Raw genomic sequence first — 18,821 nt, forward strand, 5'->3', positions numbered from 1 at the left:
CTATAATAGGTCTTTGGGGTGGTTCCGTTTTCACTGCACCACCGTTTTACTGACATTCCGCTGCTTCTGCACTCTGCTACTTTCTGACTCCATTCCAGCAGCCGCTGTCGCTGGCCTAATGTCTGTATGGTTAATTCCTTGCTCATCTGTGTGCCTCCTGAACCCTCTTGCTCACCCGCACTGCCGGTAACTTTCGGTGACTGTTACGCCTTGTGCTAAAAACTCACCGAGACTCACTGTGAGTCTCGGTGAGTTCCTCTCATATTCTGGCACACTCTGCGTCCACTTTCAATTCGCCGTCCTATTTGACGCTTACCAAAAAGGTGCCTTTACTGAGCTTATCCATTTTTTAATGCCCCTTTCTCCTGTACAATCTTTATTGCCCGCTTGCATTGCGCAATGTCGAACATCCCTATATGTGTCTGTTCAACCGGCAGCTCCATTTGTTCTGCGAGCCATTCAAGCCGCCTTCCGCTGGCCACGAAAGCGTCCCTGACGCCACAGAGGATCAAAAACTGCGTGTGCAGCCTTTTTCCAATAACGGAGTTCTGCATCCGCAAGCCGTCCCAGCGGGCGGTCTGTGCCTTTGTGGCAGCCTACATAGGCGTTGCAGCGCCGGCAGAGATACATCATGCCATAGCTAGTGCCATAAATCACTTTGCTGTCTACCAGTTCGGCCTTTCGGCCGCAGTAATTACAAATTACGTCTTTCATTTGTTTCATGTCTCCTTATAGCGGGCAAGCTGTTCCGGCGTATCCGTTTCGATTCCGAGCTCACGCGCAGTGTCAATAGCACCATCTACCAAGCGAGCCATCTCCGCAGTGTCCATAAATCGGGTACGCTTGTAGACGAGAAAGCAGTTAAATAGCTTCCCGTTTTCTTCCCGCACATCAAATTTCTTAACATACGGATAAATAGTCGAAACGTCTACCGAGATCGGAAGTTTAAACCCTACATTCAGCCCCTCTTCGTCTTTAGCCAAAGCACCATATTCCAGCACCAACCGTATTTTGACCGACGATTCAGCATCGCCCAGTTTCGATGCAATTTTGTTCACCAACACATGAAAATAGGCATTCGCTGATTTGGACCGCGGCTTGCGCCACTTTTTAATTTCAATGCTTACTTCTTGATCTTTGAGCTGGTTAAATTCCTGCCGGAAGTCATCGGTCACAGTCACTGTAATGTGCTGCTCACCATGCTCGCCAAAAGTCAGATCCTTTAATCTGCCGCGCATTGGCGCTCTCCCTCCCTGCTTTCATGGTCTACGTGGCAATGGAGATACACATAGCGTCCATGCGGTCCGATGTTTTTGTAAATAAAATCGTTGCACTTTGCCTTGGAAAGATGGTTTCTCAGGACTTGCATCTCGTATGCATATTCCCCTGCCGCCTGCTTCTCCGCAATCTTCCTCTGGATTTCTTCGTCCTCGTAGTTAGCCTCGATCATGTACAGGTCATAGTGTCTGGCAACAATCCCATTTAGGTTATTTGTGTCTGTGGCATAAAACACTTTGCCCGCAGGAAAATGAATTTTATAGCCGCAGTTTGGCACGTTATGGACAAGGGATACAGGGATTACATTGCATATGCCATATCCGTACATGACATCTGGCTCAAGTACATCAATATTGGACGTTGGGACACCGGCTTTCATTAACGCGCTTACCAGCCAGCGGCAGCAGCCAAACCGTAGCAGTGGGCGTTCCAAGGACAGCCTGCGGAGGGTTGACGGTCGGAAATGATCGCTGTGGATATGTGTAAGTAAAACCAGCTTCAACCGCGGCACATATTCAGCAAGTGACTTATAGGGAACGCCGCAATCAATCAGTACAAAATTGTTGACAATAGCGGCGTTTCCCTGCGACCCTGTGGAAATGATACGGTATGAAATCACGCTTCACACCCCGGTTAGAGATCCGCAAGATCAACATTTGCCACAACCGTTGTTGCTTCCGGCTGTATTGATGGCTGCTGATCCATCGGAGGCATTACCGGCTGCTGATCCTCCGGCGTCAAGTCAATTTCGTTCGCGGCTCCAATCGCCGCAAAGTTGCTGTCCTGCGTGATCGCACGCTGCATCTCCGTCGTCATGACACCCCAGCGAGAAATAAGCTGGCGAAGCATCGTCTTTTTCGCCATCTCATTGAAATCCTTGTACCAGAACGAAGAATATTTCCACATATCCTTATCCGGTATTTCGCCGTTTTGAATGCGTTCATACGCAGATGCCGAAAAAGCCGGCGAGTATTTATCTGCATGGGACATCATCTTCTTCCTTGACCAGTACAGCACTTTTCGGAATCCGTTCAGATACTCGAAATATGCCATATATCCAATTACAGGTAAGGCGTCGCGTTCATCATCGTCTTCCACGAAATTAAAGCGGGGTTTGCCAGTAATAGAATCTTTGCCGAGATACTCGCCATCTTTGATCTCCATTACGTCAAGATCAGCGTATTGCCCGGTGCGCAATGCGAGCTGAATATAGCCTTTATAGCCGAGGACAAACTGAGCGCGCTTCTCAGACTCAAAAAGCCATCTGCCGTTTGCATCTGTCAGGTGATTTCCGTTTTCGTCAAAAAGATAGATTTTCTTCCCGTCCGGGCCTTTTACCGCACACTCGAACGGTACCAGATAATACTGTCCGAGTTGTGGAGATGGCGACAAGTTAAGGCTTTCACCGAGCAGCGCACCAGCAAGGATTGTACCCGCGTCACAGTCCTGCAGAGCAGGATTTACCGCTACAGCTGAGGTGATGGAAGCAACAAACCGCTTTGATCGTTCGGGATCGCCCAGCGTGTTGTTGATCAGGTTCTTATACCCCTTTGTGGTAATTGCCACAGAGAATTTCGGCTTCTGTATCGCCTGATTAGAGCTGTTCATAGGTGTAACCTCCATCTTCCAAGAACCGCTTGAGCGCACGCAACTGATCAAGTGTGCCGTTCACTCGAAACGCCGTCGAGAATACCTTCTCCTCTGCGGCAGCATTTCCTTCACTGGCCGGAGCCGGTGTGGCAACAAGCGCTTCTACGGGCGTTGCAACAGGTGGATTAAGCTCAGCATCCTCAGTCACAACCTGCTCCACCTTGGATCGTGCAGCGACTCTTGCCGCCCGCTCGGCGGCTGCCTGCTCCCGGCGCTGTCGTTCAACCTCCATCTCTTTATGCCGTTCATCAACAGCAGTGACAGCCTGCGACACATTGCGTACTTTGCGGTACTCAACCAGAATTTCTTCCTTATGTTCCTGAGTCTCAATCAGCGCCAAATCCTCAGCAATACGATCCAGCACAGCCCTTACTTTGGTATACATCGCCTTACGGGATTCGGACAATGAAACCTTAATTCCCGATGTAGCGAACGTTATAAAACCATCAGGAATGTTGATGCTTTTCAGGTATTCGTTGAAATACGCCTCGGCTTCAACTGTGCGCTGAGCCTTTAATCCATCCTCAACTTCCGTAATGCGCTTTTTGAGCTGTGCATCAGCATCAGAATAGAGATCGCCAGCACACTCCTTATACAGCGCATCAAACTTCTCATACGGAGCGAGGATCGCCGCTTTTACCTCTTTGCGCCGATCTTCCAGTTCCTTGTACTCCTTGTTGAGTTCTGCGCGGATTTTCTTGACGGATTTATAGGTATCTTCCGTACATGCCATTGAAAGTGCTTCATCTACCCGCCTTTGGATACTGGCTTTCACTTCCCGCAGCTGATCCTCAATAACTGGGAGCTGCTTAACAACGATGATGTCTTGTGTCATTTCTGATTATCCTCCGGCTCGGCCATCTTGGTAATCGTCCGGAGCTTTGGCAGCACGTCAAGCGGGATCATGCATTCGGGCATATCAACCTCACAGACCTGCGCAATGGATTCGCTGTTCTTTGTCGGAGCGATAACCATATCTCCCACCTCAAGCGGAATCACCGAAAAGTAGTGATATGCTTTGCCGCTGAATTTTTCATTCCAAGAATTTTGAAAACGTACACCTACGATTTTCTTTTTCATTCAAAAAGCTCCTTTTCATTCACAAAAGCTGTAGTTGCAGTGCGGGCAGCCAGTAATCAGGTGATTTCCTGCGCCCTCCACTGTAATTCCGGTAACACGGCCATCCGGCCATTCGATACGGCGGTAGATATCCCTGCCGCACCGATAGCACTGTCCAGACAGTCCGGGTGCGAACAGCGGGAATCCTCGCTCCTGACAATACTGCCGCTGTGCCAAATAGGCTTTTTCTGTGTTATACATTGCTATCCTCTCCGTGCAGATATTGATGAACTAATTCGGTCAACAGATTTTGTGCCGTGGCATACCCATCCTTACCCATACGCTGTTGCAATGCCGAAAAATCAGCGTCCTCAAGGCGACAGGATACACGTCCTTTCAGCCTATGGCTATCTTTCTTCCGCTTCTTAACAAGCCGCTCCGGTGCAAATCTCTCATAGAGCGCTTTCATTGCATCAGGATGGATGGAAACACCATACTCATCCCCATTCTCACACTTGCTCTGCATTGTTTTGTCATACTTGGGATATAACTCCTGAACAACTGCAACCATGTCCTTAGCAGGAATTCCAAGGTCAACACGAAGCTTTCTCAGCTCATTTTCTTTTGACATGCCGCAACCTCCCCGTGCGCAGTCGTTTGAGGAACCGTGACAGCGGATTCACAGGTTGCAAGTTGCATACTCTTCTGGCAATCACATTGTTCATCCAGATCAAGCGTACAGCCGCAATCGGGACAGATTTTATACAACACTCTGCTCACCTCGCTTCCAACCCGAACTGATCCAGATAATACTGCACCCGCTTGATCTCAATCGGGCGATCCTCTGGATAACAGTGAACAAGCGGCAAACGCATTTTTCCGCATTTTGGACAAAACGCTTCGTTGAGAATCGGAATCAATATGATCTCGTCACAGCCAATAAGGCTTTGCAGGCATTCGTCACAGATCGGTGCGGGGTTTTCCGTGCAACTGACAAGTTCTTCCCAGTTGATCTCGAACCAAGGCGCTTTCTTTCCATTTGGATGAAACTTTGCCATGCTTTTTACTCCTTTACTGCGGTCAGTTTGCGCCAGAGTGCCGGTGCCATCGTGACCATTTTCCAGCCCGTAGCTTCCAGCTCTGATGCCCTATCGTAACTCTTTACATCTTGGGAGTGCCGAGTAACGGCATTCGCCAGCCCGTACAGGCTAAGGTCGCCTCCCTCGATCAGATGTCCCAGAATGCCCTTACCCTCGTCCTGCGTCAGCCGAAATTCGCTTGCTGCCAGCTCAACGACCTGCGGGACGATTTGCGGCGCAATCTTCGCTTCGGTAGACTCACGCAGCCGGTCAACGATCGCAGAGAACCGTGCCTGATCCACCGCTGCCTTGACGGTATCTTCCATCTTCATCAGGAATGCACGATCATCTGCTTCGATGGTTTCATTGCGGAAAATTGAGAAATCGTCTCCGCCCTCGTTGGTACGTCCGACATGATACTTCCGCATCCGATTGTCCTCCGCGATCATGCCATTAGTGCAAACCAGACGGTAGATCAGCGGTGACACGTTAACGCTTCCCTGTCCAGTTTCGCTGTTGGTAATCAGGACACCGGCCTGAACAATATCACCCTTGCTGACCTCTGCCTGGATGCGCGGGTTGACGACCTTGATGTACATGCGTGAATCCGTCAGCTCACAGCTTTCAATGGACGCACCTTCCATATCGCCAATAATGGGAAGAACAGTCGTTGCAATCTCGTAATTGTCGATACGACGGTACCGGTCTGAAAGGAATGCACGGGCACTGCCGTCAAGTGTCCGGATCATACGGCGTGTGTTTGGCTCTTGAGAAAGCAACCAATTATTGACGTTGGCCGTAAGCAAATCCGGCGCCTCATTCCTCATGCGTTCATAGTACACTGCCGGGATTTTCAGATAAGAGCCAATCTGAAGATGCGCAATATCGTTTATGCCGAATGCCTCGTGCTGGCTTCCGTTATTGATCTGGAGCGAAAGCCCCTGATCGGTATTTGCCATGCTCATAAGCGAGCTATCCGCGATGAAATCATGCTTTGCCTCTCGCTGCCGTTCCAGTTCCAAGGCCAGCGCTTGCAAGCTTCTGCCGGTTTTCATTATCGCTGACCTCCCCTCACAAACTTCTGAATACAGTCCGCGCACAACCGGATGCCGTTGACCTCAGTAAGCTCCGATACTTCATTGCAGCAGCTGCATCCAGGGCGGTACAGTTTCATTAGGATGCCTTCTTCCGCGGTCGTGATCTCGATAGGGTCTCCTTCCTTGATTCTATATGTAGTGCGCAATTCTTTCGGAATCACGATCCGCCCGAGTTCGTCCAGTTTACGGACAATGCCTGTTGACTTCATCATTTTTTGCTCCTTTCGTTTTGCACAGACCGCTTGATGTTAATGTCCAATCAGAAGACCGACACGCTCTTGCCGCAAGCGGTCTGCGGTCAGCTTTTTACGCCGTGCTTCAAAGCGTTCCATGTCCTCAACGGCAATGCGGTACTGCCTGCCATATGCTGTTGCAACAAGTTCGCCTGACCGGATAAATTGATAGATAGCCTTCCGCCCAAGGTCCAGATATTCCGCTGCTGTGATAACAGTGAAATATCCGCACTCCGGGGTTTTTACGTTGCGTGCCATGTTTTCACCTCACTTTCGTGTTCTTGTCCCCTCTCCATCCAACGTGATATACTAAATATGGAAAGGGGGTGAATTGTTATGGATGCCGATAAACTTCGTCAAATGGTTAGAGTCTTTTCGTTCCACTCGCAGCCCAGTAGCGGAATCGGTTCTACACCGTGTACCGTAGATGACATCAACAAAGTGATTGAAAACGCCACGAAAGTTTTCAATGCCATCATTGATGAACTGGACGAAAACAAGTAAGTATGGAAAGATCGTCAGTTGCCGCTGACGGTCTTTTCCTTTACGGTGATGACCCCAAGCCTTGTCAGCTCGTCATAGCATCTGCGGATTGTTTCCTGTGCCACAGTCAACTCGTTAAGGATTTCCTGTACTCGTCCCTCTGGGATTTCTATATGAATTGCATAGTTGTTCACCTATCTCACCTCCCCTCGGGTTCTGCGCTTGCTCACTTTATCTCCCAATGCTAAAATCTTGGTGAAAGGAGGTGAACAAGTATGTCCCTCAAACAAATCAAGTTCGATTTCAGTTCCATTCCTGCAAACGAACGTGATTCCCTCTATTCGTACATCAAGGGCTGGGCACATGTGGCAACAATATTGCGCGGCGAACATAACACGATAGCTGGAACTACCGCATATTTTGAAGAAAATTTTGATGTTTCGCTCTTAAAGTTGCCTGACGGATGTACTTACGAGGTCTTCTGAGCAACAACTCTAATCAGGAAATAGGGAAAGTCTGGGTCAACATCCACAACGACTCTGGTCTTTCCCTTTTTTCTGAAACAATGCGCCAACATTGGTGTAAATTCCTTGAACCGATCCAATTGTGTACCCAACTCACAATGGTCATCCGCAAAATCCTCGCCAAAATGCTTTAATGCGGCTTCAAACATCTCTTTCGATGTCAGATCACCTTGCATTCGCTACTTCACCTCCCCTCGGTCTCTATACTCCGCATTTCAAAACCGCTCTAAGATTGAAAAAATAAATCCCTTCTTTTATAATCAAAGTGTTGGTTTCAAAACCAAATTGAACCAAGAAAGGAGGTTGCGCCATGAAACGTTCAGAATACGTCAAAATTGTCAATGATGTAATGGAGGCCGAAAGTACCAGAATTAGCAAACAAATAGCTGAACTTCCTGCCAAAGATGATAGCAAGGCACTTGCGCATTTGCTGGCAAACATCGCTCTCGAAATCCCCGGCTGTGCGGCTCGCTCTGCAGGTGCTATTATTGAAAAGGCTGGGTTGATCCAGTTTGATCCTGAAGACGCTGAATAACATCCTGCGCCAACGACTCATGCTGCTCTTGTATCGCTACTACAAGGGCAGCAATTTCTTTGGCTGACCCTTTAATGGTTATCTTCACCTATCTCTCCTCCAGTTGCGTTATGTAGATATTTTATCTACTTAAACGGCAAAAAAAATCGACTCTTTTTCCATGATATCAATGTTGAGTAGCTTGCATAGTGCCAAAATCTCGTGGGCTGTAAATTCGGACTTATTGTTTAACTTATTCAGAAATCCCTGATAAGATAGTCCAATTTGAGTAGCAATATACTTGAGCTTGTATCCAGACGAGTCAATCTTCTGCTTAAGCATCACGGTATCAGTCATTATCTTCACCTCCATTCTATGCTGTAGATATTTTATCTACCACCGGAATATTACCACTATGTAGAATGAATGTCAACAAATTTTTATGATAAAATCAAAAAATGTTGACGTTTAAGCTACTTCGTAATATAATAAGCTAAACAGAGGTGAGCACAATGACGATTGGACAAAGGATAAAAGCTCGAAGAGAAGAACTTAATATGTCTCAAGATGAGCTTGCCAAGCGTATTGGATATAAATCGCGTTCTTCAATCAATAAAATAGAACTTGATCTTTACGAATTACGCCAGACTAAGATCAAAAGTATCGCAGATGCCCTTGATACCACACCATCGTATATCATGGGTTGGGATAAAGAATATTCCTTTGGTGACGAAAATGAAAATAAGCCCACCCCCGTAACCGAGGATGGGCTTGAAGATCCGCTGGACAAGCAGCTTATGGAGTATGTGAAGAAGCTGACGCCAGATCAGAAGGCTTTTCTTCTCGTTCAGCTGAAAGCATTGATAGCGCAGCAATAACCTCTTTCTTCTGCTCTGTGGTCAACATTCTAAACATTTGCAGAATTTCATCATCAATGGTGTGGCTCATAGATACCAGCTCCTTTTTATAAAGTCGCTGCCGGCAGTAACATCATTATATCAGAGATATTCTGCCTTAGAATAAATAGTTATAAAATGACGTTTAGCTGATGTATTCAAATTTTAAGGAAAAAATGGGGGATCTTGTATGAAAAAAATAATTTCATTCGGATTATTTGCAATGATATTCATATGTTCAGCTTGTAGTAACAACGAAACTGCCAATTCAGCAGAGACATTCGATTTAGATGAATATAAATCCCTGGTTTCAACATGTCGCGAAGATATTAGTAGTGCGGTAATTTATATTGGCAATATGGCTACTTATGAATTCAACTATTGGCAAAATCTCGGTTCAATGCCTGATAATCTGAGTGAAGCAGCATACGAATGGTTATCCGAAAATTCTGATGCCACAAAGGACACTGTTGAATCACTGCATGAAGACATCAGAAGTGCTTATAAGGATATCACTCTAAGTGAGATTGAGGGAAACGAAGCTTCAGAAATAGATAGTGCAATTCGCGGTCTCTATGATGCCTACAGCAGTATGTATTCGCTCGTTACATCTCCATCTGGAACTCTACAAGCTTTTGCAGAAGATATAAGCACATACTTAGATGATATTACGTCATACGATGATGATTTAGCTCTTTATCTCAAGTAGTTCATTTATAAAATAGAGTGTGGTGATGCGACAATGTCATATAAAAAGAAAAATTACAGTAAAATCACTGTTGGTGATGTGAAGCACAACAGTGGACCTATATGCGTTGCGGGTAAAGACATAAATCTTTATTTCTGCGAAGAACCTCCATCCCAAGACTGTAAGGTCACTCGGGAACCACTGTGGAGAAGCCCTTTAACTCAAGCCGCTTTATCATGGATCAGTCTTTTTATTACACTCCTTGATTGCATCCCTCTCATCAATATAATTAAGGCTTTTTGTGATTTTTTCAAGGGAAATATTACAGCTCTTTCCCATCCCAACATTCAAATCAATTTTATTATTTTTTCTGCAATATTCATTGTGTGGTGTTTTTCTTTATATCTTAGAACCATTACGAAAAAGCAAACAATGCATCCTTTGTTTTTCAACATTGCAGTTAGTGGGTATGGAAAAAGGCTGTCATTTATAAAAATTCATGCTACTTGCCCTAAATGTGGTGGTAAGATGCGCTACTATAGAAAGCCCACTGAGTGGATTCAGGATTATAATTCTTCAAAAAAGCAAATAACAAAACGAGCACCCGTTTTAGAGTGTAGGCGAAATCCCGAGCATAGCTATTATTTAGATCCAGCAGTAGAATCCATAGAGCATGAATGAGTACTTAATTTTAAATAGTCATAATCCCGCCCCTGCGCTACCAACACAGGGACGGGATCAAGAGGTACTGATAAACTGCAACATCCATCAGTACCTCTATTTTACCATACTTTTTTTATGGTGGAAAGGGGTTATTTTTATGTCCAAAACCTACAAATACCGAAAGTCAATCGTGATCGGCCATAAGCCGGATGGCACACAGATTCGGAAAGTCATCCGATCAGACTCGAAAAAGGATTTCGACGCCCAGTGCCGGTACTACGAAGCCCTGCACGCGAAAGGCGTTGATATATCCAAAAAGGGGTTGACTGTAGAAGAGTGGTCCTGGCTCTGGCTCGCAACCTACAAGAAGGGGCACGTTGGCGCTGCGCAGTACAGGAACCTTGAAATCCTCATTCGTAAACACATATGTCCCGCGCTGGGCTTCATGCAGCTCCGCGACGTGAAGCAGCTCCATGTGCAGCGGTTCATCAATGATCTTGAGGTGAAATCAAAGAGCCAGCTTATCAAGATACGCGGCACACTGAAGCAGATTTTCGAGCAGGCTTATAATAACAACAAGGTCGAAAGTAATCCGGTGCGCGGGATTATCCTGCCAGAAGCCAATGAGAAGCATAGGCGTGCCTTGACGAAATCCGAGGAGCATACCCTGCTGCAGGTCTGTCAAACCCACCGCGGCGGCCTCTGGGTGCGCCTGATGCTGCAATGCGGACTGCGGCGCGGCGAGACAATTCCTCTCCGCTGGGGTGATATAGACTTCGAGAATGGGATCATCACCATAGACAAAGCTGTGGAGTTTGTAACGCTCAAGAACAAAGCCACCGTGAAGCAGACAAAGACAAAGGCCGGCACGCGAAAAATACCAATCCCCCCTGACCTGCTTGCAGACTTAAAAGCTAAGCGCAAAGGCGACAACGATCTGATCTTCACCAATCGAGACGGCAGCATGATGTCCCAGCAGAAGATACGGCTGCTCTGGGCAAACGTGAAGCGCGAATGGGATATTGCTATGGGTGCGACGCTCTACCGCAATAAGATCATCACCCATGCGCTGGATCAGGAAATCAGTCCGCATTACCTCCGACACACATATGCTTCATCTTTGCGGCGGCAAGGCTTTGATCTCAAGACCGCCCAATATCTACTCGGTCATGAGGACGTCCGCACCACGGCAAATATCTACACTCATATAGAAGATCATGACATTATTGCCACGCGCGACGCCATGTTCGGAAGCAAGAAAAAGCAATATCGCATCCTGAAAAGGCGCAAAAAAGGTGACCCCTCGGTGACCCCTCTTTCGGAAAAAAGCGGCCAAAAGAGGGAAAAAGCGGCCAAATGCTTGGAAAATGCAGATTCAAATATCATAACTTTTCCGACGCAAAAAGTTATGTAAAACCTCATAAAACAAGAAAAATCCGTCCTGAGAAGGACGGATTTCTATGGTGGACATTGACGGGTTCGAACCGCCGACCTTCCGCACGTCAAGCGGATGCTCTTCCAGCTGAGCTAAATGTCCATAGAAAGGACGGTAAACCGTCCTTATGCATTTGTTAGTTCTTGCAGCGCTCAAGATACTCGCCGGTACGGGTGTCAATCTTGATGCGTTCGCCCTGCTCAATGAACAGCGGAACCTGTACCATGGCACCGGTTTCAACCTTTGCAGGCTTCAGCGTGTTGGTTGCAGTGTTGCCCTTGAAGCCGGGATCGGTTTCAATGATCTCAAGCTCTACAAACAACGGCGCTTCTACTGCATAAACGCTGCCCTTGTAAGAGCAAACCTTGCAGTTCTCATTTTCCTTCACGAAACGGAAGTCATCACCCAAGGTATCCTTACCAATCGGGATCTGCTCATAGGTCTCATTATCCATAAAGTAGTAAAGGTCGCCTTCATTGTAGAGATACTGCATATCGCGGCGCTCTACATATGCTGCTTCATATTTATCAGTCGGGTTGAAAGAACGCTCGGTGACAGCGCCGGTAATGACGTTCTTCATCTTTACACGGACGAAAGCAGCACCCTTGCCCGGCTTAACGTGCTGAAATTCTACAACCTGCAGCACCTGACCGTCCATTTCAAAAGTTGTGCCGTTACGAAATTCGCCTGCCAGCATATCGTTCTTCCTCCAAAGAAAATTATCCAGTGTTATACAGTGTTCTCTTGAACAGTGCTTGTTTATTCTACCGCATAATTTCCCTTTTGGCAAGAGGAAATTTCAAATTTCTCAAAAATTTTTTAGCCGGAACGGCAGACAGATAATCGTCTGCCGCTCCGGCCGTTTTGTTACCGGTCAGCAGCAGTTGCCGGTACAGGTGCAGCAGCCGGTATCACCGCGATTGCCCTGATCGCAGCAGCAGATCCAAATCAGAAGAATGACCACCAGGATCCACCACCAGTTTTCGCCCCACATAGAGTTACCAGAAGAACACATAAGTTATTTCCTCCTATCAAAGTTTTCACTTCATTCTATGGCGGCAGTTCGCGAATGGTTCCTGTGATTTCAAATTATTTCTGCTTCCACACCATCACGATATAAATCAGTAATACGGATGGTGACCGGCTGATTTTTACGTGCAGTACTGGATGCAATGTAGATTGGAAAACCGTATCGTCCGTGCGCGGCCCAGTGACCGTTGCTTTGATGTTCCGGCAGCACATCATGCAAAATACATCCGATAAATCGCTGCAGATATTTGGTACGCAGTTCTGCGGCTGTCTGCTTTGCCTGTTCTGCGCGCGCGGTTTTTACCGCGCCGGAGCATTGATCGGGCATAGCAGCGGCCCGCGTTCCCTCCCGCACAGAATAAGGGAATACATGCACAGATGAGAATGCACACTGCCGCAAAAAATCCAGCGTTTCTGTAAATTCCTGTTCGGTTTCCCCCGGAAATCCGACGATCAGATCGGTCGTGATCGAACAGTCCGGGAAAGCCTTACGCAGCAGGTTTACATTATAAAGATACTGCGCAGCGGTATATTTTCTCCCCATCCTCTGCAATACAGTATTGCTTCCGCTTTGCAGAGATAAATGAAAGTGTAGCGCCAGATTGTTATAACAGCGCAATCTCTCACAAAAGGCATCGTTAATCAGGCGCGGATCAAGTGACCCAAGCCGGAAACGGATTGCTGGAAAAGCCGGTAAAAGCCGGCACAGTAAATCTGTCAGCGAGCACTGCGGAGTAAGATCCTGCCCATAAGAAGCAATTTCAATACCGGTCAAAACGATTTCATGCACATCAGCGGCTGCCATACGCGCTGTTTCCTCCTGCACCTGCACCGGCGGCAGCGACCGGACTCTTCCGCGAGCGTATGGTATAATGCAATAGGTACAAAAATTATTGCACCCATCTTCGATCTTCAGCAGGCCCCGCGTTCGTCCATGCGGGATCCCTGCCGGCAGATATTCATATTTTTCAGGCTGCCGTACCGCTGCGGTTACGTTTTTTCCCTGCACAGCATCTTCGCAAAGCTTGATCGTCTGTGCGCGGTCGGACGTACCGCAAATCAAATCGATTTCACCAGTAGACCGCACCCGATCCGGATCGGTTTGGGCAAAGCAGCCGCAAGCCGCAATCACTGCATGCGGATTATCCCGCCGCAGTTTATGAAACGCCCGAATATTTTTATGATCGGACACAGAAGTAACTGTGCAGGTATTGATGATAACGGCATCGGCGTCCCGTGCAACAATCTCATGTCCCCGTGAAGCGGCGAGCTGCTCCAACGCCTGCGTTTCGAAAAGATTCACCTTACAGCCTAAGGTAAAAAAAGCAAATTTCATATCCTTAACGCCCTGTTCCTTTGGGTTTTTTCCGATTTATTCTAACATATTTTGCGCAATATTCCAAGAGGAATTCAATTCGCATTTGACAAACAACGGTATGCATGTTATACTGTTTCCATAATGTAACTTTGAATTGTAACCGTTTTGTAACTATAAGGAGTGCACTAAATGCCTACCACTACCAAGAAGAAAGAGCTTCTGGAATATAAGGGTCATCCGCTGATGCGCAAGGAGAACATCATTTATTATGGTTCGATGAGTGATTCCCATATTATTATGATGCAGATCCTCGAATCTGATCAAATCAATGGAATGCCGGTTGCCAAGCGCATATCCGTGCAGCTGCAGCAAACCAATCCCAACGTCCGCATCAAAGAGCGGATCGTTAAAAAAACTGAAAAAAGCAGTTTGTGGGCTGCTATGGATATTGCATCCATCTGGCTGAACCGCGCACTGAGCAATAAATAACACGAAACAATTCCTTGGATAAGACGGAGGTTGGATCATGAAATCCATGCATAAATTGTTTAAGCTCGCCGTATCCGGCGCTTTGGCAGCAGCCATGCTGCTGCCTAGCTCCCTTGCCATGTATCAAGCACAGGTAAAAGCCGATGCGCTTTATCTGCGAAAATCTCCCGGCGGCGAAATCATCACAACTTTGCCACAGGGCACCAAGGTTGCTGTGCTGAACAACAGCAGCAGTTGGTATAAGGTTGTGGTCAACGGTAAAGAGGGATATGTCAGCGGCGAATACCTGACCGGCACAGCAACCACTGATTTCTCGCTCGGCAACGGCAAAATCGTCTGCGACACTTCGGTTAACTTCCGTTCTCAGCCGAATACTTCTTCCGCCATTCTCGCCTCGCTCCGCAATGGTACAGTCGTATCGGTGACCGGCGTACAATCCGGATGGTACAAGGTTACATACGGCGGCAAGAATGGCTTTGTCAGCGCGGATTACCTGACCTTTTCGGGCGTACAGGCTCCTGCGGCAAGCACCAATAACAGCACAGCGGGAAGCTCGTCCTCCGGCGCAGTGAAGCCCTCCAATAATGCAGTTGCTTATACTGGCAACAGCGAAAAGCGTGCTTCTGTATTGGAGTTTGCGGCAGAATTCCTTGGAACACCTTATGTGTATGGCGGCAGCACCCCCAGCGGCTTTGATTGCTCTGGTTTTACCTCCTATGTATTTAAGAATACCGTTGGCTCAATTCCGCGTGTCGCTCAGGCACAGTTTGATGCTACGACGCGTATTACAATGGAAGAATTGCAGCCCGGCGATTTGGTATTCTTCGGCAGCAGTGCGGGGTCGATCAGCCACGTGGGTATTTATGTGGGCGATCAAACGTTTATCCACTCTCCGCATACCGGTGATGTTGTGAAATATGAATCTCTTTCCGGCAGCTATGCCAACCGTTTCCAGGGCGGCGGCCGCGTTATTTTTGATTAAGTTTTGTCCAGGCTCCTTCGATATGACCGAAGGAGCCTTACTTTATGTCTGAATATAAAGCACCCCATTTTCCCACAGCAGCTTTTCCGGTCGGATCTTCTGCTGTTCCAAACATTGATTCACGGCATCCCCCAATCGAACAGACAGCAGACTCCTCACTTCTTTGGGCAATGAAAACCCGGCAATTTCCGCCTGCGTACAGTTGGATTCAACTTTTCCATCCAATACAGTGAATTTCCAGCATCCGTATAGTTTGCATTGCTCCGGAAGAAACAGCAAGGCTGTACGCAAACCACCGGATACCAACTCTTCTTTTTGCAGGGTTTGCTTATGGATCATCGCACTGGCAGAAACTGTGCCGTCTTCCCCAATCTTCACCGTCAAATCGTCCGGTTCGATAGGAAGCGTTTGTAGCAGAAGCGCACAGATATCCTGTTCTGTCAGCCGAATGTTCATGGCGTTTTCCTCCTGTTCGGGTGGGAATTGCTGCGATATGTGTTCATTGTGATTTGACCGTCCCAGCAGCATATGCCCAATCATCAACAGACACAGCAGCATGCAGACACCAAGTATCAACGTGTACGCAAAACTCTTTCCTTCCTGATTGGCCATGCTCTCTCCCCCTTTCTCTATGGTCACTATATGACCGTGGCAGGATATTTATACAAAAGAAAGCCACCGGATATTGGGATCCGGTGGCTTTGCTTCGCCCTATTTTATTATGCGGAAAGGTATGGCTCAGCGTTTATTGCCACAGCCGCAGGAGCTGCCAGTACCTGCAGTTCCACTACAGCCGCATCCGCAGTTATTCGCATCTGCCGCTCCGGTAAACAGGCATTCCACATTTTCCCCACGCGGCGGGAAAAAAGCATCAATCGGGAACTCAAAGTTCGAGAATACCTCACAGGGATCCTGTTCTCCGCCAACACCACTGTTGGAACAGTCGCGCCGCGGCAGACAGATATCATAGGCCGGCATCAAAAGTTGGATATCGCGCTCCAGCCGGATGATTGCAAACTGTCCCAGCGTAACAAACAGTTGATAACCGCTGTGATTGAGCACCAGATCTTCCCCGCCAAAGCAATTACCAAGCGACTGCGGAACTTCATGCAGTGCACAACAGCAGCAGTTGCACGAGGTTTCCGGAGCAACTACGCGGGCATCCAGCAAAATCGGATCGACCACTTCCACAACAGCCGTCGGCTTGTTGCTGTTCGGACAAAGCTGCACATCTTCGCCGTTCTCCACATACTGCGAAGAGAATACGCGTGCGCCGCCTTCACCACCAAACAGCACAACCCTTTTGTCAAATACAGCAAGACCATCGATGATACGCGGCCGGCCAACCGCACAGCTTACTTCACATTCGATACGATAGAAGAAGCGAATATCAACCGTGTAAAATCCTCGGTTATATGGCATCCGAAGTCTCTACATCATCCTCCCCTCCCCATCCCCCTTAAAAATACCACAACACCCCTATTTTTGCAACAAAAAGCCGCCCTTAAATCGGGCGGCTTTTCTTCTCACTCCCATATTCCCTTTGTAATCCTGGCAATCTCGTCCATAGCAAGCCGCAGCTGCTCGTTTTCCTCCTGCACAGCAGCGGGCAGACGCGGCGCCTGTGCCGCCGCAGGCAGTGCCACGTCCGGTGTGCCTTCGCCCTTCAGCTCCCAAAGCAGCTTTTTCATACCGCTTTCGTAGATGATGCAAATGCCCTTGCCAACGCTGCACACGCGGTTATAATACTTAAATTCACCCAATTCATGGTTTCGCAGCGTTTCCCAGTCCTGCCCGTTGCGATATACGGTTGGGCGGCTCCGCAGCAACGTACTCAGCCGGTCTTTCTTCACGCCCAGCCGCCTTGCCGCTTCATCTATGCGCAGGCACCCGCGCCCCATCCACTGGTGCGGCATCCCTGCCGCAGGCCGTGCGCGGTATCCGCCCGTTTTGCGTATTTGGGGCAGCACCTCGTCAAACAGCCATGTTTCAAACTTCTGTGCGGCAGGCAAGCGGCTGCGGATGATCAGCCGCCAGACGTCACCCTCGGGGATAAAATTAACTGTTATCTTCTTTTTCGGACTTTGAGGATGTGGTAGGTCGCGTTTCACGACCGACCGGCAATGCCGCCCGACTGCATCTTTCGGATTGCAGTATCCAAGCATCTTGGCGCAGTCGTTCGCGGGGAACAACTCCTTCCCATCCTCCAACAGAATATCCAGCTTGCCGAACTCACTATTCGATACCGTCAGCATCCCGCCGTTCATTGCGCCACCTCCACTACAGGTGCGGGCGCTTTCAGGCCGGTTGCCATCAACTGCATCGCAAGCTGAAAACCCGTTAAAAAGCCGAACTCCTCCGCGCAGGCGGCATAAGTGCTGATAGCGTCCTCCTGCTCCATGCCCGCGGCTCGTAAAATCGGCTGCATCGCTTTCTCCGCTTCGGCGTTCGCCGGACGCTCCCAGAAGCTTTCGCGGAACGCCTTGTTTTCTTCCTCCTGAATGTAATCATAGAACAGCTTGGTTAAATCGTATTTCATAATAATCCTCCTATTTGGTTGTAACCCTGCGGAGGATGTGATAGAATAGATTTATCAAATCCTTTGGGGTTTGGTTGTTAAAGGACACTCGCTTGCTTTCCTACGGCTGGGCGGGTGTCTTTTTATTTGCCGATTTCTTCATCAATCTTTTCATTTAACCATTGTGTTTTACTTTTCCCCTGCCGTTTTAGAGCTTCGGTTAACGCATCAAGCTTTTCACGCGGCACAGAAACGCTAAACTGTCCAATGGTTTTTCGCCTTTCCTTGAAGTAGTCGGCTCTACTCTCTGGCGTCACTTTTGCACCTCCTTTGTTGCTAGCTATATTATAACGCTGTTGCTAGCAAAAGTCAACTATATTTTTCCCCCTTGTTTTATCTCGTCATATTTGATATTATTTCTAAAAAGGGGATGAGTATATGAAATATGATCTTGACCGAGATTATTCAATGCAGGAATTTGTAGACGAACTTTACACTACGCATCGCCCCCCTGAGCCAAATGTTCACGAGTTGAAACAAAAGCTGTCGATTTATATTCACCGTTATCAGTTAGCCAATCGAAAAATTGTCCTCTCATCCTATGCTGCCAGCTGTCTGATTGGCGCTTTCGTTATGCGCGTTCCGGAAAACGCCAAAATTTTAGACTATCTTTTCACTATTCTAAAAATTGGCGGTATCGGCCTTTTAGGCTGCATCACTTCTCTATTTATTACTGAATTTTTCTGTATGCTTTTTGGGGGTGATGATTATTCAAACGGCTCACCACTGTTGCTATTTTTATCTGTTTTCCTTCTCGCCCCCATTGCCTGTATATTCATCTGTTCCCAAAATTTCATAGGATAATGCCAACCACAGCATAAAAATG

General features: G+C 47.7%; 35 protein-coding genes and 1 tRNA gene. 10 read left to right on the forward strand and 26 right to left on the reverse strand.

Annotation, left to right across the window (positions count from 1 at the left end):
- From tnpA to T363_RS0110155, 14 genes are all read right to left on the reverse strand, one after another.
- On the reverse strand, positions 1–146 hold a 146-nt coding region (gene tnpA, locus T363_RS16810), incomplete at its 3' end, for an IS66 family insertion sequence element accessory protein TnpA (RefSeq protein ID WP_407919075.1).
- A 192-nt stretch (positions 147–338) separates the two neighbouring features.
- Positions 339–554 carry a zinc-finger-containing protein gene (locus T363_RS16750; RefSeq protein ID WP_322786172.1) on the reverse strand — a complete coding sequence of 72 codons (216 nt, stop codon included), beginning with the start codon at positions 552–554 and terminating at the stop codon, positions 339–341.
- Positions 460–714 (reverse strand): zinc-finger-containing protein, encoded by a 255-nt coding sequence (locus tag T363_RS14615; protein ID WP_278247013.1) that lies wholly within the window; start codon positions 712–714, stop codon positions 460–462. Before T363_RS14615 ends, T363_RS16750 begins: the two co-directional genes overlap by 95 nt.
- Before the next feature lie 5 nt (positions 715–719).
- Positions 720–1,238 (reverse strand): hypothetical protein, encoded by a 519-nt coding sequence (locus T363_RS0110105; RefSeq protein WP_031475506.1) that lies wholly within the window; start codon positions 1,236–1,238, stop codon positions 720–722.
- Positions 1,223–1,897, reverse strand: a complete 675-nt coding sequence (locus tag T363_RS15635; RefSeq protein WP_078097006.1) for an MBL fold metallo-hydrolase — start codon at positions 1,895–1,897, stop codon at positions 1,223–1,225. The genes T363_RS0110105 and T363_RS15635 overlap by 16 nt, the downstream gene beginning before the upstream one ends.
- 14 nt (positions 1,898–1,911) lie before the next feature.
- Positions 1,912–2,886 (reverse strand): recombinase RecT, encoded by a 975-nt coding sequence (locus T363_RS0110115; RefSeq protein WP_051643217.1) that lies wholly within the window; start codon positions 2,884–2,886, stop codon positions 1,912–1,914.
- Positions 2,873–3,763 (reverse strand): DUF1351 domain-containing protein, encoded by an 891-nt coding sequence (locus tag T363_RS14620; protein WP_034972172.1) that lies wholly within the window; start codon positions 3,761–3,763, stop codon positions 2,873–2,875. The genes T363_RS0110115 and T363_RS14620 overlap by 14 nt, the downstream gene beginning before the upstream one ends.
- Positions 3,760–4,008 carry a hypothetical protein gene (locus T363_RS0110125; protein WP_031475512.1) on the reverse strand — a complete coding sequence of 83 codons (249 nt, stop codon included), beginning with the start codon at positions 4,006–4,008 and terminating at the stop codon, positions 3,760–3,762. The genes T363_RS14620 and T363_RS0110125 overlap by 4 nt, the downstream gene beginning before the upstream one ends.
- A 15-nt stretch (positions 4,009–4,023) precedes the next feature.
- Positions 4,024–4,248 (reverse strand): hypothetical protein, encoded by a 225-nt coding sequence (locus T363_RS0110130; RefSeq protein ID WP_031475514.1) that lies wholly within the window; start codon positions 4,246–4,248, stop codon positions 4,024–4,026.
- On the reverse strand, positions 4,241–4,618 hold the full coding sequence (locus tag T363_RS0110135; RefSeq protein ID WP_031475516.1) for a hypothetical protein: 378 nt from the start codon (positions 4,616–4,618) through the stop codon (positions 4,241–4,243). The genes T363_RS0110130 and T363_RS0110135 overlap by 8 nt, the downstream gene beginning before the upstream one ends.
- A 145-nt stretch (positions 4,619–4,763) precedes the next feature.
- Positions 4,764–5,045, reverse strand: a complete 282-nt coding sequence (locus T363_RS0110140) for a hypothetical protein (RefSeq protein ID WP_031475518.1) — start codon at positions 5,043–5,045, stop codon at positions 4,764–4,766.
- A gap of 5 nt (positions 5,046–5,050) precedes the next feature.
- Positions 5,051–6,121, reverse strand: a complete 1,071-nt coding sequence (locus tag T363_RS0110145; protein ID WP_031475520.1) for a DUF932 domain-containing protein — start codon at positions 6,119–6,121, stop codon at positions 5,051–5,053.
- On the reverse strand, positions 6,121–6,375 hold the full coding sequence (locus T363_RS0110150; protein ID WP_407919074.1) for an AbrB/MazE/SpoVT family DNA-binding domain-containing protein: 255 nt from the start codon (positions 6,373–6,375) through the stop codon (positions 6,121–6,123). Before T363_RS0110150 ends, T363_RS0110145 begins: the two co-directional genes overlap by 1 nt.
- A gap of 36 nt (positions 6,376–6,411) precedes the next feature.
- A complete protein-coding gene (locus T363_RS0110155; protein WP_031475524.1) occupies positions 6,412–6,654 on the reverse strand; it encodes a helix-turn-helix domain-containing protein in 243 nt (80 codons plus the stop codon).
- 78 nt (positions 6,655–6,732) lie between these two features.
- On the opposite strand from T363_RS0110155, the gene T363_RS16060 reads away from it, so the two are divergent.
- On the forward strand, positions 6,733–6,900 hold the full coding sequence (locus T363_RS16060; RefSeq protein ID WP_154658791.1) for a hypothetical protein: 168 nt from the start codon (positions 6,733–6,735) through the stop codon (positions 6,898–6,900).
- A 14-nt stretch (positions 6,901–6,914) separates the two neighbouring features.
- Here the strand turns inward: T363_RS16060 and T363_RS16065 are convergent, their stop codons facing one another.
- Complete coding sequence (locus T363_RS16065) at positions 6,915–7,073, reverse strand: hypothetical protein (protein WP_154658792.1); 159 nt, start codon at positions 7,071–7,073, stop codon at positions 6,915–6,917.
- An 81-nt stretch (positions 7,074–7,154) separates the two neighbouring features.
- Here T363_RS16065 and T363_RS0110170 point away from each other — a divergent pair, with 81 nt between their 5' ends.
- The gene (locus T363_RS0110170) at positions 7,155–7,364 is read left to right on the forward strand and encodes a hypothetical protein (protein WP_031475526.1); all 210 of its coding nucleotides are present in this window, start codon (positions 7,155–7,157) and stop codon (positions 7,362–7,364) included.
- Here T363_RS0110170 and T363_RS0110175 read toward each other — a convergent pair.
- A complete protein-coding gene (locus T363_RS0110175) occupies positions 7,349–7,579 on the reverse strand; it encodes a hypothetical protein (RefSeq protein ID WP_031475528.1) in 231 nt (76 codons plus the stop codon). The genes T363_RS0110170 and T363_RS0110175 overlap by 16 nt on opposite strands.
- Positions 7,580–7,713: 134 nt before the next feature.
- Here T363_RS0110175 and T363_RS0110180 point away from each other — a divergent pair, with 134 nt between their 5' ends.
- Positions 7,714–7,938 (forward strand): hypothetical protein, encoded by a 225-nt coding sequence (locus T363_RS0110180; protein WP_031475530.1) that lies wholly within the window; start codon positions 7,714–7,716, stop codon positions 7,936–7,938.
- Between the two features lie 129 nt (positions 7,939–8,067).
- Here the strand turns inward: T363_RS0110180 and T363_RS0110185 are convergent, their stop codons facing one another.
- A complete protein-coding gene (locus T363_RS0110185; RefSeq protein ID WP_031475532.1) occupies positions 8,068–8,274 on the reverse strand; it encodes a helix-turn-helix domain-containing protein in 207 nt (68 codons plus the stop codon).
- A 155-nt stretch (positions 8,275–8,429) separates the two neighbouring features.
- Between T363_RS0110185 and T363_RS15195 the strand changes: the two genes are divergently transcribed.
- The 4 genes from T363_RS15195 to T363_RS0110200 all read left to right on the forward strand — a co-directional run bounded on the left by T363_RS15195 (position 8,430) and on the right by T363_RS0110200 (position 11,578).
- Positions 8,430–8,795: a helix-turn-helix domain-containing protein gene (locus T363_RS15195; RefSeq protein ID WP_051643218.1), complete on the forward strand. Its 366-nt coding sequence runs from the start codon at positions 8,430–8,432 to the stop codon at positions 8,793–8,795.
- A 208-nt stretch (positions 8,796–9,003) separates the two neighbouring features.
- Positions 9,004–9,522: a hypothetical protein gene (locus tag T363_RS0110195; RefSeq protein ID WP_031475536.1), complete on the forward strand. Its 519-nt coding sequence runs from the start codon at positions 9,004–9,006 to the stop codon at positions 9,520–9,522.
- A 33-nt stretch (positions 9,523–9,555) separates the two neighbouring features.
- Positions 9,556–10,182, forward strand: a complete 627-nt coding sequence (locus T363_RS16070; protein WP_154658793.1) for a hypothetical protein — start codon at positions 9,556–9,558, stop codon at positions 10,180–10,182.
- A gap of 139 nt (positions 10,183–10,321) precedes the next feature.
- Positions 10,322–11,578 carry a tyrosine-type recombinase/integrase gene (locus tag T363_RS0110200; RefSeq protein ID WP_031475538.1) on the forward strand — a complete coding sequence of 419 codons (1,257 nt, stop codon included), beginning with the start codon at positions 10,322–10,324 and terminating at the stop codon, positions 11,576–11,578.
- Between the two features lie 47 nt (positions 11,579–11,625).
- Here the strand turns inward: T363_RS0110200 and T363_RS0110205 are convergent.
- The 4 genes from T363_RS0110205 to mtaB all read right to left on the reverse strand — a co-directional run bounded on the left by T363_RS0110205 (position 11,626) and on the right by mtaB (position 13,964).
- A tRNA-Val gene (locus T363_RS0110205) sits at positions 11,626–11,701 on the reverse strand.
- A 34-nt stretch (positions 11,702–11,735) separates the two neighbouring features.
- Complete coding sequence (gene efp / locus T363_RS0110210) at positions 11,736–12,296, reverse strand: elongation factor P (protein ID WP_031475540.1); 561 nt, start codon at positions 12,294–12,296, stop codon at positions 11,736–11,738.
- 177 nt (positions 12,297–12,473) lie between these two features.
- Complete coding sequence (locus T363_RS16075; RefSeq protein ID WP_154658794.1) at positions 12,474–12,614, reverse strand: hypothetical protein; 141 nt, start codon at positions 12,612–12,614, stop codon at positions 12,474–12,476.
- A 69-nt stretch (positions 12,615–12,683) separates the two neighbouring features.
- Positions 12,684–13,964, reverse strand: a complete 1,281-nt coding sequence (gene mtaB / locus T363_RS0110220) for a tRNA (N(6)-L-threonylcarbamoyladenosine(37)-C(2))-methylthiotransferase MtaB (protein ID WP_031475542.1) — start codon at positions 13,962–13,964, stop codon at positions 12,684–12,686.
- Between the two features lie 171 nt (positions 13,965–14,135).
- Here mtaB and T363_RS0110225 point away from each other — a divergent pair, with 171 nt between their 5' ends.
- Both T363_RS0110225 and T363_RS0110230 read left to right on the forward strand, forming a co-directional pair.
- The gene (locus T363_RS0110225; RefSeq protein ID WP_031475544.1) at positions 14,136–14,435 is read left to right on the forward strand and encodes a hypothetical protein; all 300 of its coding nucleotides are present in this window, start codon (positions 14,136–14,138) and stop codon (positions 14,433–14,435) included.
- Positions 14,436–14,472: 37 nt separating this feature from the next.
- Positions 14,473–15,417: a C40 family peptidase gene (locus tag T363_RS0110230; RefSeq protein ID WP_051643219.1), complete on the forward strand. Its 945-nt coding sequence runs from the start codon at positions 14,473–14,475 to the stop codon at positions 15,415–15,417.
- A gap of 42 nt (positions 15,418–15,459) precedes the next feature.
- On the opposite strand, the gene T363_RS0110235 is transcribed toward T363_RS0110230, so the two are convergent.
- The 5 genes from T363_RS0110235 to T363_RS16395 all read right to left on the reverse strand — a co-directional run bounded on the left by T363_RS0110235 (position 15,460) and on the right by T363_RS16395 (position 18,252).
- Positions 15,460–16,029, reverse strand: coding sequence for a hypothetical protein (locus T363_RS0110235; RefSeq protein WP_031475548.1), 570 nt, complete (start codon positions 16,027–16,029; stop codon positions 15,460–15,462).
- Positions 16,030–16,155: 126 nt separating this feature from the next.
- Entirely contained in the window at positions 16,156–16,839 is a 684-nt protein-coding gene (locus tag T363_RS0110240) for a hypothetical protein (protein ID WP_051643220.1), read from the reverse strand.
- Between the two features lie 104 nt (positions 16,840–16,943).
- Positions 16,944–17,684: a BRO-N domain-containing protein gene (locus T363_RS15200; protein ID WP_051643221.1), complete on the reverse strand. Its 741-nt coding sequence runs from the start codon at positions 17,682–17,684 to the stop codon at positions 16,944–16,946.
- Positions 17,681–17,956, reverse strand: coding sequence for a hypothetical protein (locus T363_RS0110250; RefSeq protein WP_031475554.1), 276 nt, complete (start codon positions 17,954–17,956; stop codon positions 17,681–17,683). Before T363_RS0110250 ends, T363_RS15200 begins: the two co-directional genes overlap by 4 nt.
- A 122-nt stretch (positions 17,957–18,078) precedes the next feature.
- Positions 18,079–18,252 (reverse strand): hypothetical protein, encoded by a 174-nt coding sequence (locus T363_RS16395; RefSeq protein ID WP_169737579.1) that lies wholly within the window; start codon positions 18,250–18,252, stop codon positions 18,079–18,081.
- A gap of 121 nt (positions 18,253–18,373) precedes the next feature.
- On the opposite strand from T363_RS16395, the gene T363_RS0110260 reads away from it, so the two are divergent.
- Positions 18,374–18,799: a hypothetical protein gene (locus T363_RS0110260; protein ID WP_031475556.1), complete on the forward strand. Its 426-nt coding sequence runs from the start codon at positions 18,374–18,376 to the stop codon at positions 18,797–18,799.
- Positions 18,800–18,821 lie beyond the last annotated feature (22 nt).

The sequence above is a fragment of the Agathobaculum desmolans ATCC 43058 genome (assembly GCF_000701665.1).
In the GTDB taxonomy this organism is placed as follows: Bacteria; Bacillota; Clostridia; order Oscillospirales; family Butyricicoccaceae; genus Agathobaculum; species Agathobaculum desmolans.

What these genes read in the sequence shown, in the direction of transcription:
- T363_RS16750 (WP_322786172.1), bottom strand. Translation starts at nt 554, where the DNA reads ATGCAGAACTCCGTTATTGGAAAAAGGCTGCACACGCAGTTTTTGATC.
- T363_RS14615 (WP_278247013.1), bottom strand. Translation starts at nt 714, where the DNA reads ATGAAAGACGTAATTTGTAATTACTGCGGCCGAAAGGCCGAACTGGTA.
- T363_RS0110105 (WP_031475506.1), bottom strand. Translation starts at nt 1,238, where the DNA reads ATGCGCGGCAGATTAAAGGATCTGACTTTTGGCGAGCATGGTGAGCAG.
- T363_RS0110115 (WP_051643217.1), bottom strand. Translation starts at nt 2,886, where the DNA reads ATGAACAGCTCTAATCAGGCGATACAGAAGCCGAAATTCTCTGTGGCA.
- T363_RS14620 (WP_034972172.1), bottom strand. Translation starts at nt 3,763, where the DNA reads ATGACACAAGACATCATCGTTGTTAAGCAGCTCCCAGTTATTGAGGAT.
- T363_RS0110125 (WP_031475512.1), bottom strand. Translation starts at nt 4,008, where the DNA reads ATGAAAAAGAAAATCGTAGGTGTACGTTTTCAAAATTCTTGGAATGAA.
- T363_RS0110130 (WP_031475514.1), bottom strand. Translation starts at nt 4,248, where the DNA reads ATGTATAACACAGAAAAAGCCTATTTGGCACAGCGGCAGTATTGTCAG.
- T363_RS0110135 (WP_031475516.1), bottom strand. Translation starts at nt 4,618, where the DNA reads ATGTCAAAAGAAAATGAGCTGAGAAAGCTTCGTGTTGACCTTGGAATT.
- T363_RS0110140 (WP_031475518.1), bottom strand. Translation starts at nt 5,045, where the DNA reads ATGGCAAAGTTTCATCCAAATGGAAAGAAAGCGCCTTGGTTCGAGATC.
- T363_RS0110145 (WP_031475520.1), bottom strand. Translation starts at nt 6,121, where the DNA reads ATGAAAACCGGCAGAAGCTTGCAAGCGCTGGCCTTGGAACTGGAACGG.
- T363_RS0110150 (WP_407919074.1), bottom strand. Translation starts at nt 6,375, where the DNA reads ATGATGAAGTCAACAGGCATTGTCCGTAAACTGGACGAACTCGGGCGG.
- T363_RS0110155 (WP_031475524.1), bottom strand. Translation starts at nt 6,654, where the DNA reads ATGGCACGCAACGTAAAAACCCCGGAGTGCGGATATTTCACTGTTATC.
- T363_RS16060 (WP_154658791.1), top strand. Translation starts at nt 6,733, where the DNA reads ATGGATGCCGATAAACTTCGTCAAATGGTTAGAGTCTTTTCGTTCCAC.
- T363_RS0110170 (WP_031475526.1), top strand. Translation starts at nt 7,155, where the DNA reads ATGTCCCTCAAACAAATCAAGTTCGATTTCAGTTCCATTCCTGCAAAC.
- T363_RS0110175 (WP_031475528.1), bottom strand. Translation starts at nt 7,579, where the DNA reads ATGCAAGGTGATCTGACATCGAAAGAGATGTTTGAAGCCGCATTAAAG.
- T363_RS0110180 (WP_031475530.1), top strand. Translation starts at nt 7,714, where the DNA reads ATGAAACGTTCAGAATACGTCAAAATTGTCAATGATGTAATGGAGGCC.
- T363_RS0110185 (WP_031475532.1), bottom strand. Translation starts at nt 8,274, where the DNA reads ATGACTGATACCGTGATGCTTAAGCAGAAGATTGACTCGTCTGGATAC.
- T363_RS15195 (WP_051643218.1), top strand. Translation starts at nt 8,430, where the DNA reads ATGACGATTGGACAAAGGATAAAAGCTCGAAGAGAAGAACTTAATATG.
- T363_RS0110195 (WP_031475536.1), top strand. Translation starts at nt 9,004, where the DNA reads ATGAAAAAAATAATTTCATTCGGATTATTTGCAATGATATTCATATGT.
- T363_RS16070 (WP_154658793.1), top strand. Translation starts at nt 9,556, where the DNA reads ATGTCATATAAAAAGAAAAATTACAGTAAAATCACTGTTGGTGATGTG.
- T363_RS0110200 (WP_031475538.1), top strand. Translation starts at nt 10,322, where the DNA reads ATGTCCAAAACCTACAAATACCGAAAGTCAATCGTGATCGGCCATAAG.
- efp (WP_031475540.1), bottom strand. Translation starts at nt 12,296, where the DNA reads ATGCTGGCAGGCGAATTTCGTAACGGCACAACTTTTGAAATGGACGGT.
- T363_RS16075 (WP_154658794.1), bottom strand. Translation starts at nt 12,614, where the DNA reads ATGTGTTCTTCTGGTAACTCTATGTGGGGCGAAAACTGGTGGTGGATC.
- mtaB (WP_031475542.1), bottom strand. Translation starts at nt 13,964, where the DNA reads ATGAAATTTGCTTTTTTTACCTTAGGCTGTAAGGTGAATCTTTTCGAA.
- T363_RS0110225 (WP_031475544.1), top strand. Translation starts at nt 14,136, where the DNA reads ATGCCTACCACTACCAAGAAGAAAGAGCTTCTGGAATATAAGGGTCAT.
- T363_RS0110230 (WP_051643219.1), top strand. Translation starts at nt 14,473, where the DNA reads ATGAAATCCATGCATAAATTGTTTAAGCTCGCCGTATCCGGCGCTTTG.
- T363_RS0110235 (WP_031475548.1), bottom strand. Translation starts at nt 16,029, where the DNA reads ATGGCCAATCAGGAAGGAAAGAGTTTTGCGTACACGTTGATACTTGGT.
- T363_RS0110240 (WP_051643220.1), bottom strand. Translation starts at nt 16,839, where the DNA reads ATGCCATATAACCGAGGATTTTACACGGTTGATATTCGCTTCTTCTAT.
- T363_RS15200 (WP_051643221.1), bottom strand. Translation starts at nt 17,684, where the DNA reads ATGAACGGCGGGATGCTGACGGTATCGAATAGTGAGTTCGGCAAGCTG.
- T363_RS0110250 (WP_031475554.1), bottom strand. Translation starts at nt 17,956, where the DNA reads ATGAAATACGATTTAACCAAGCTGTTCTATGATTACATTCAGGAGGAA.
- T363_RS0110260 (WP_031475556.1), top strand. Translation starts at nt 18,374, where the DNA reads ATGAAATATGATCTTGACCGAGATTATTCAATGCAGGAATTTGTAGAC.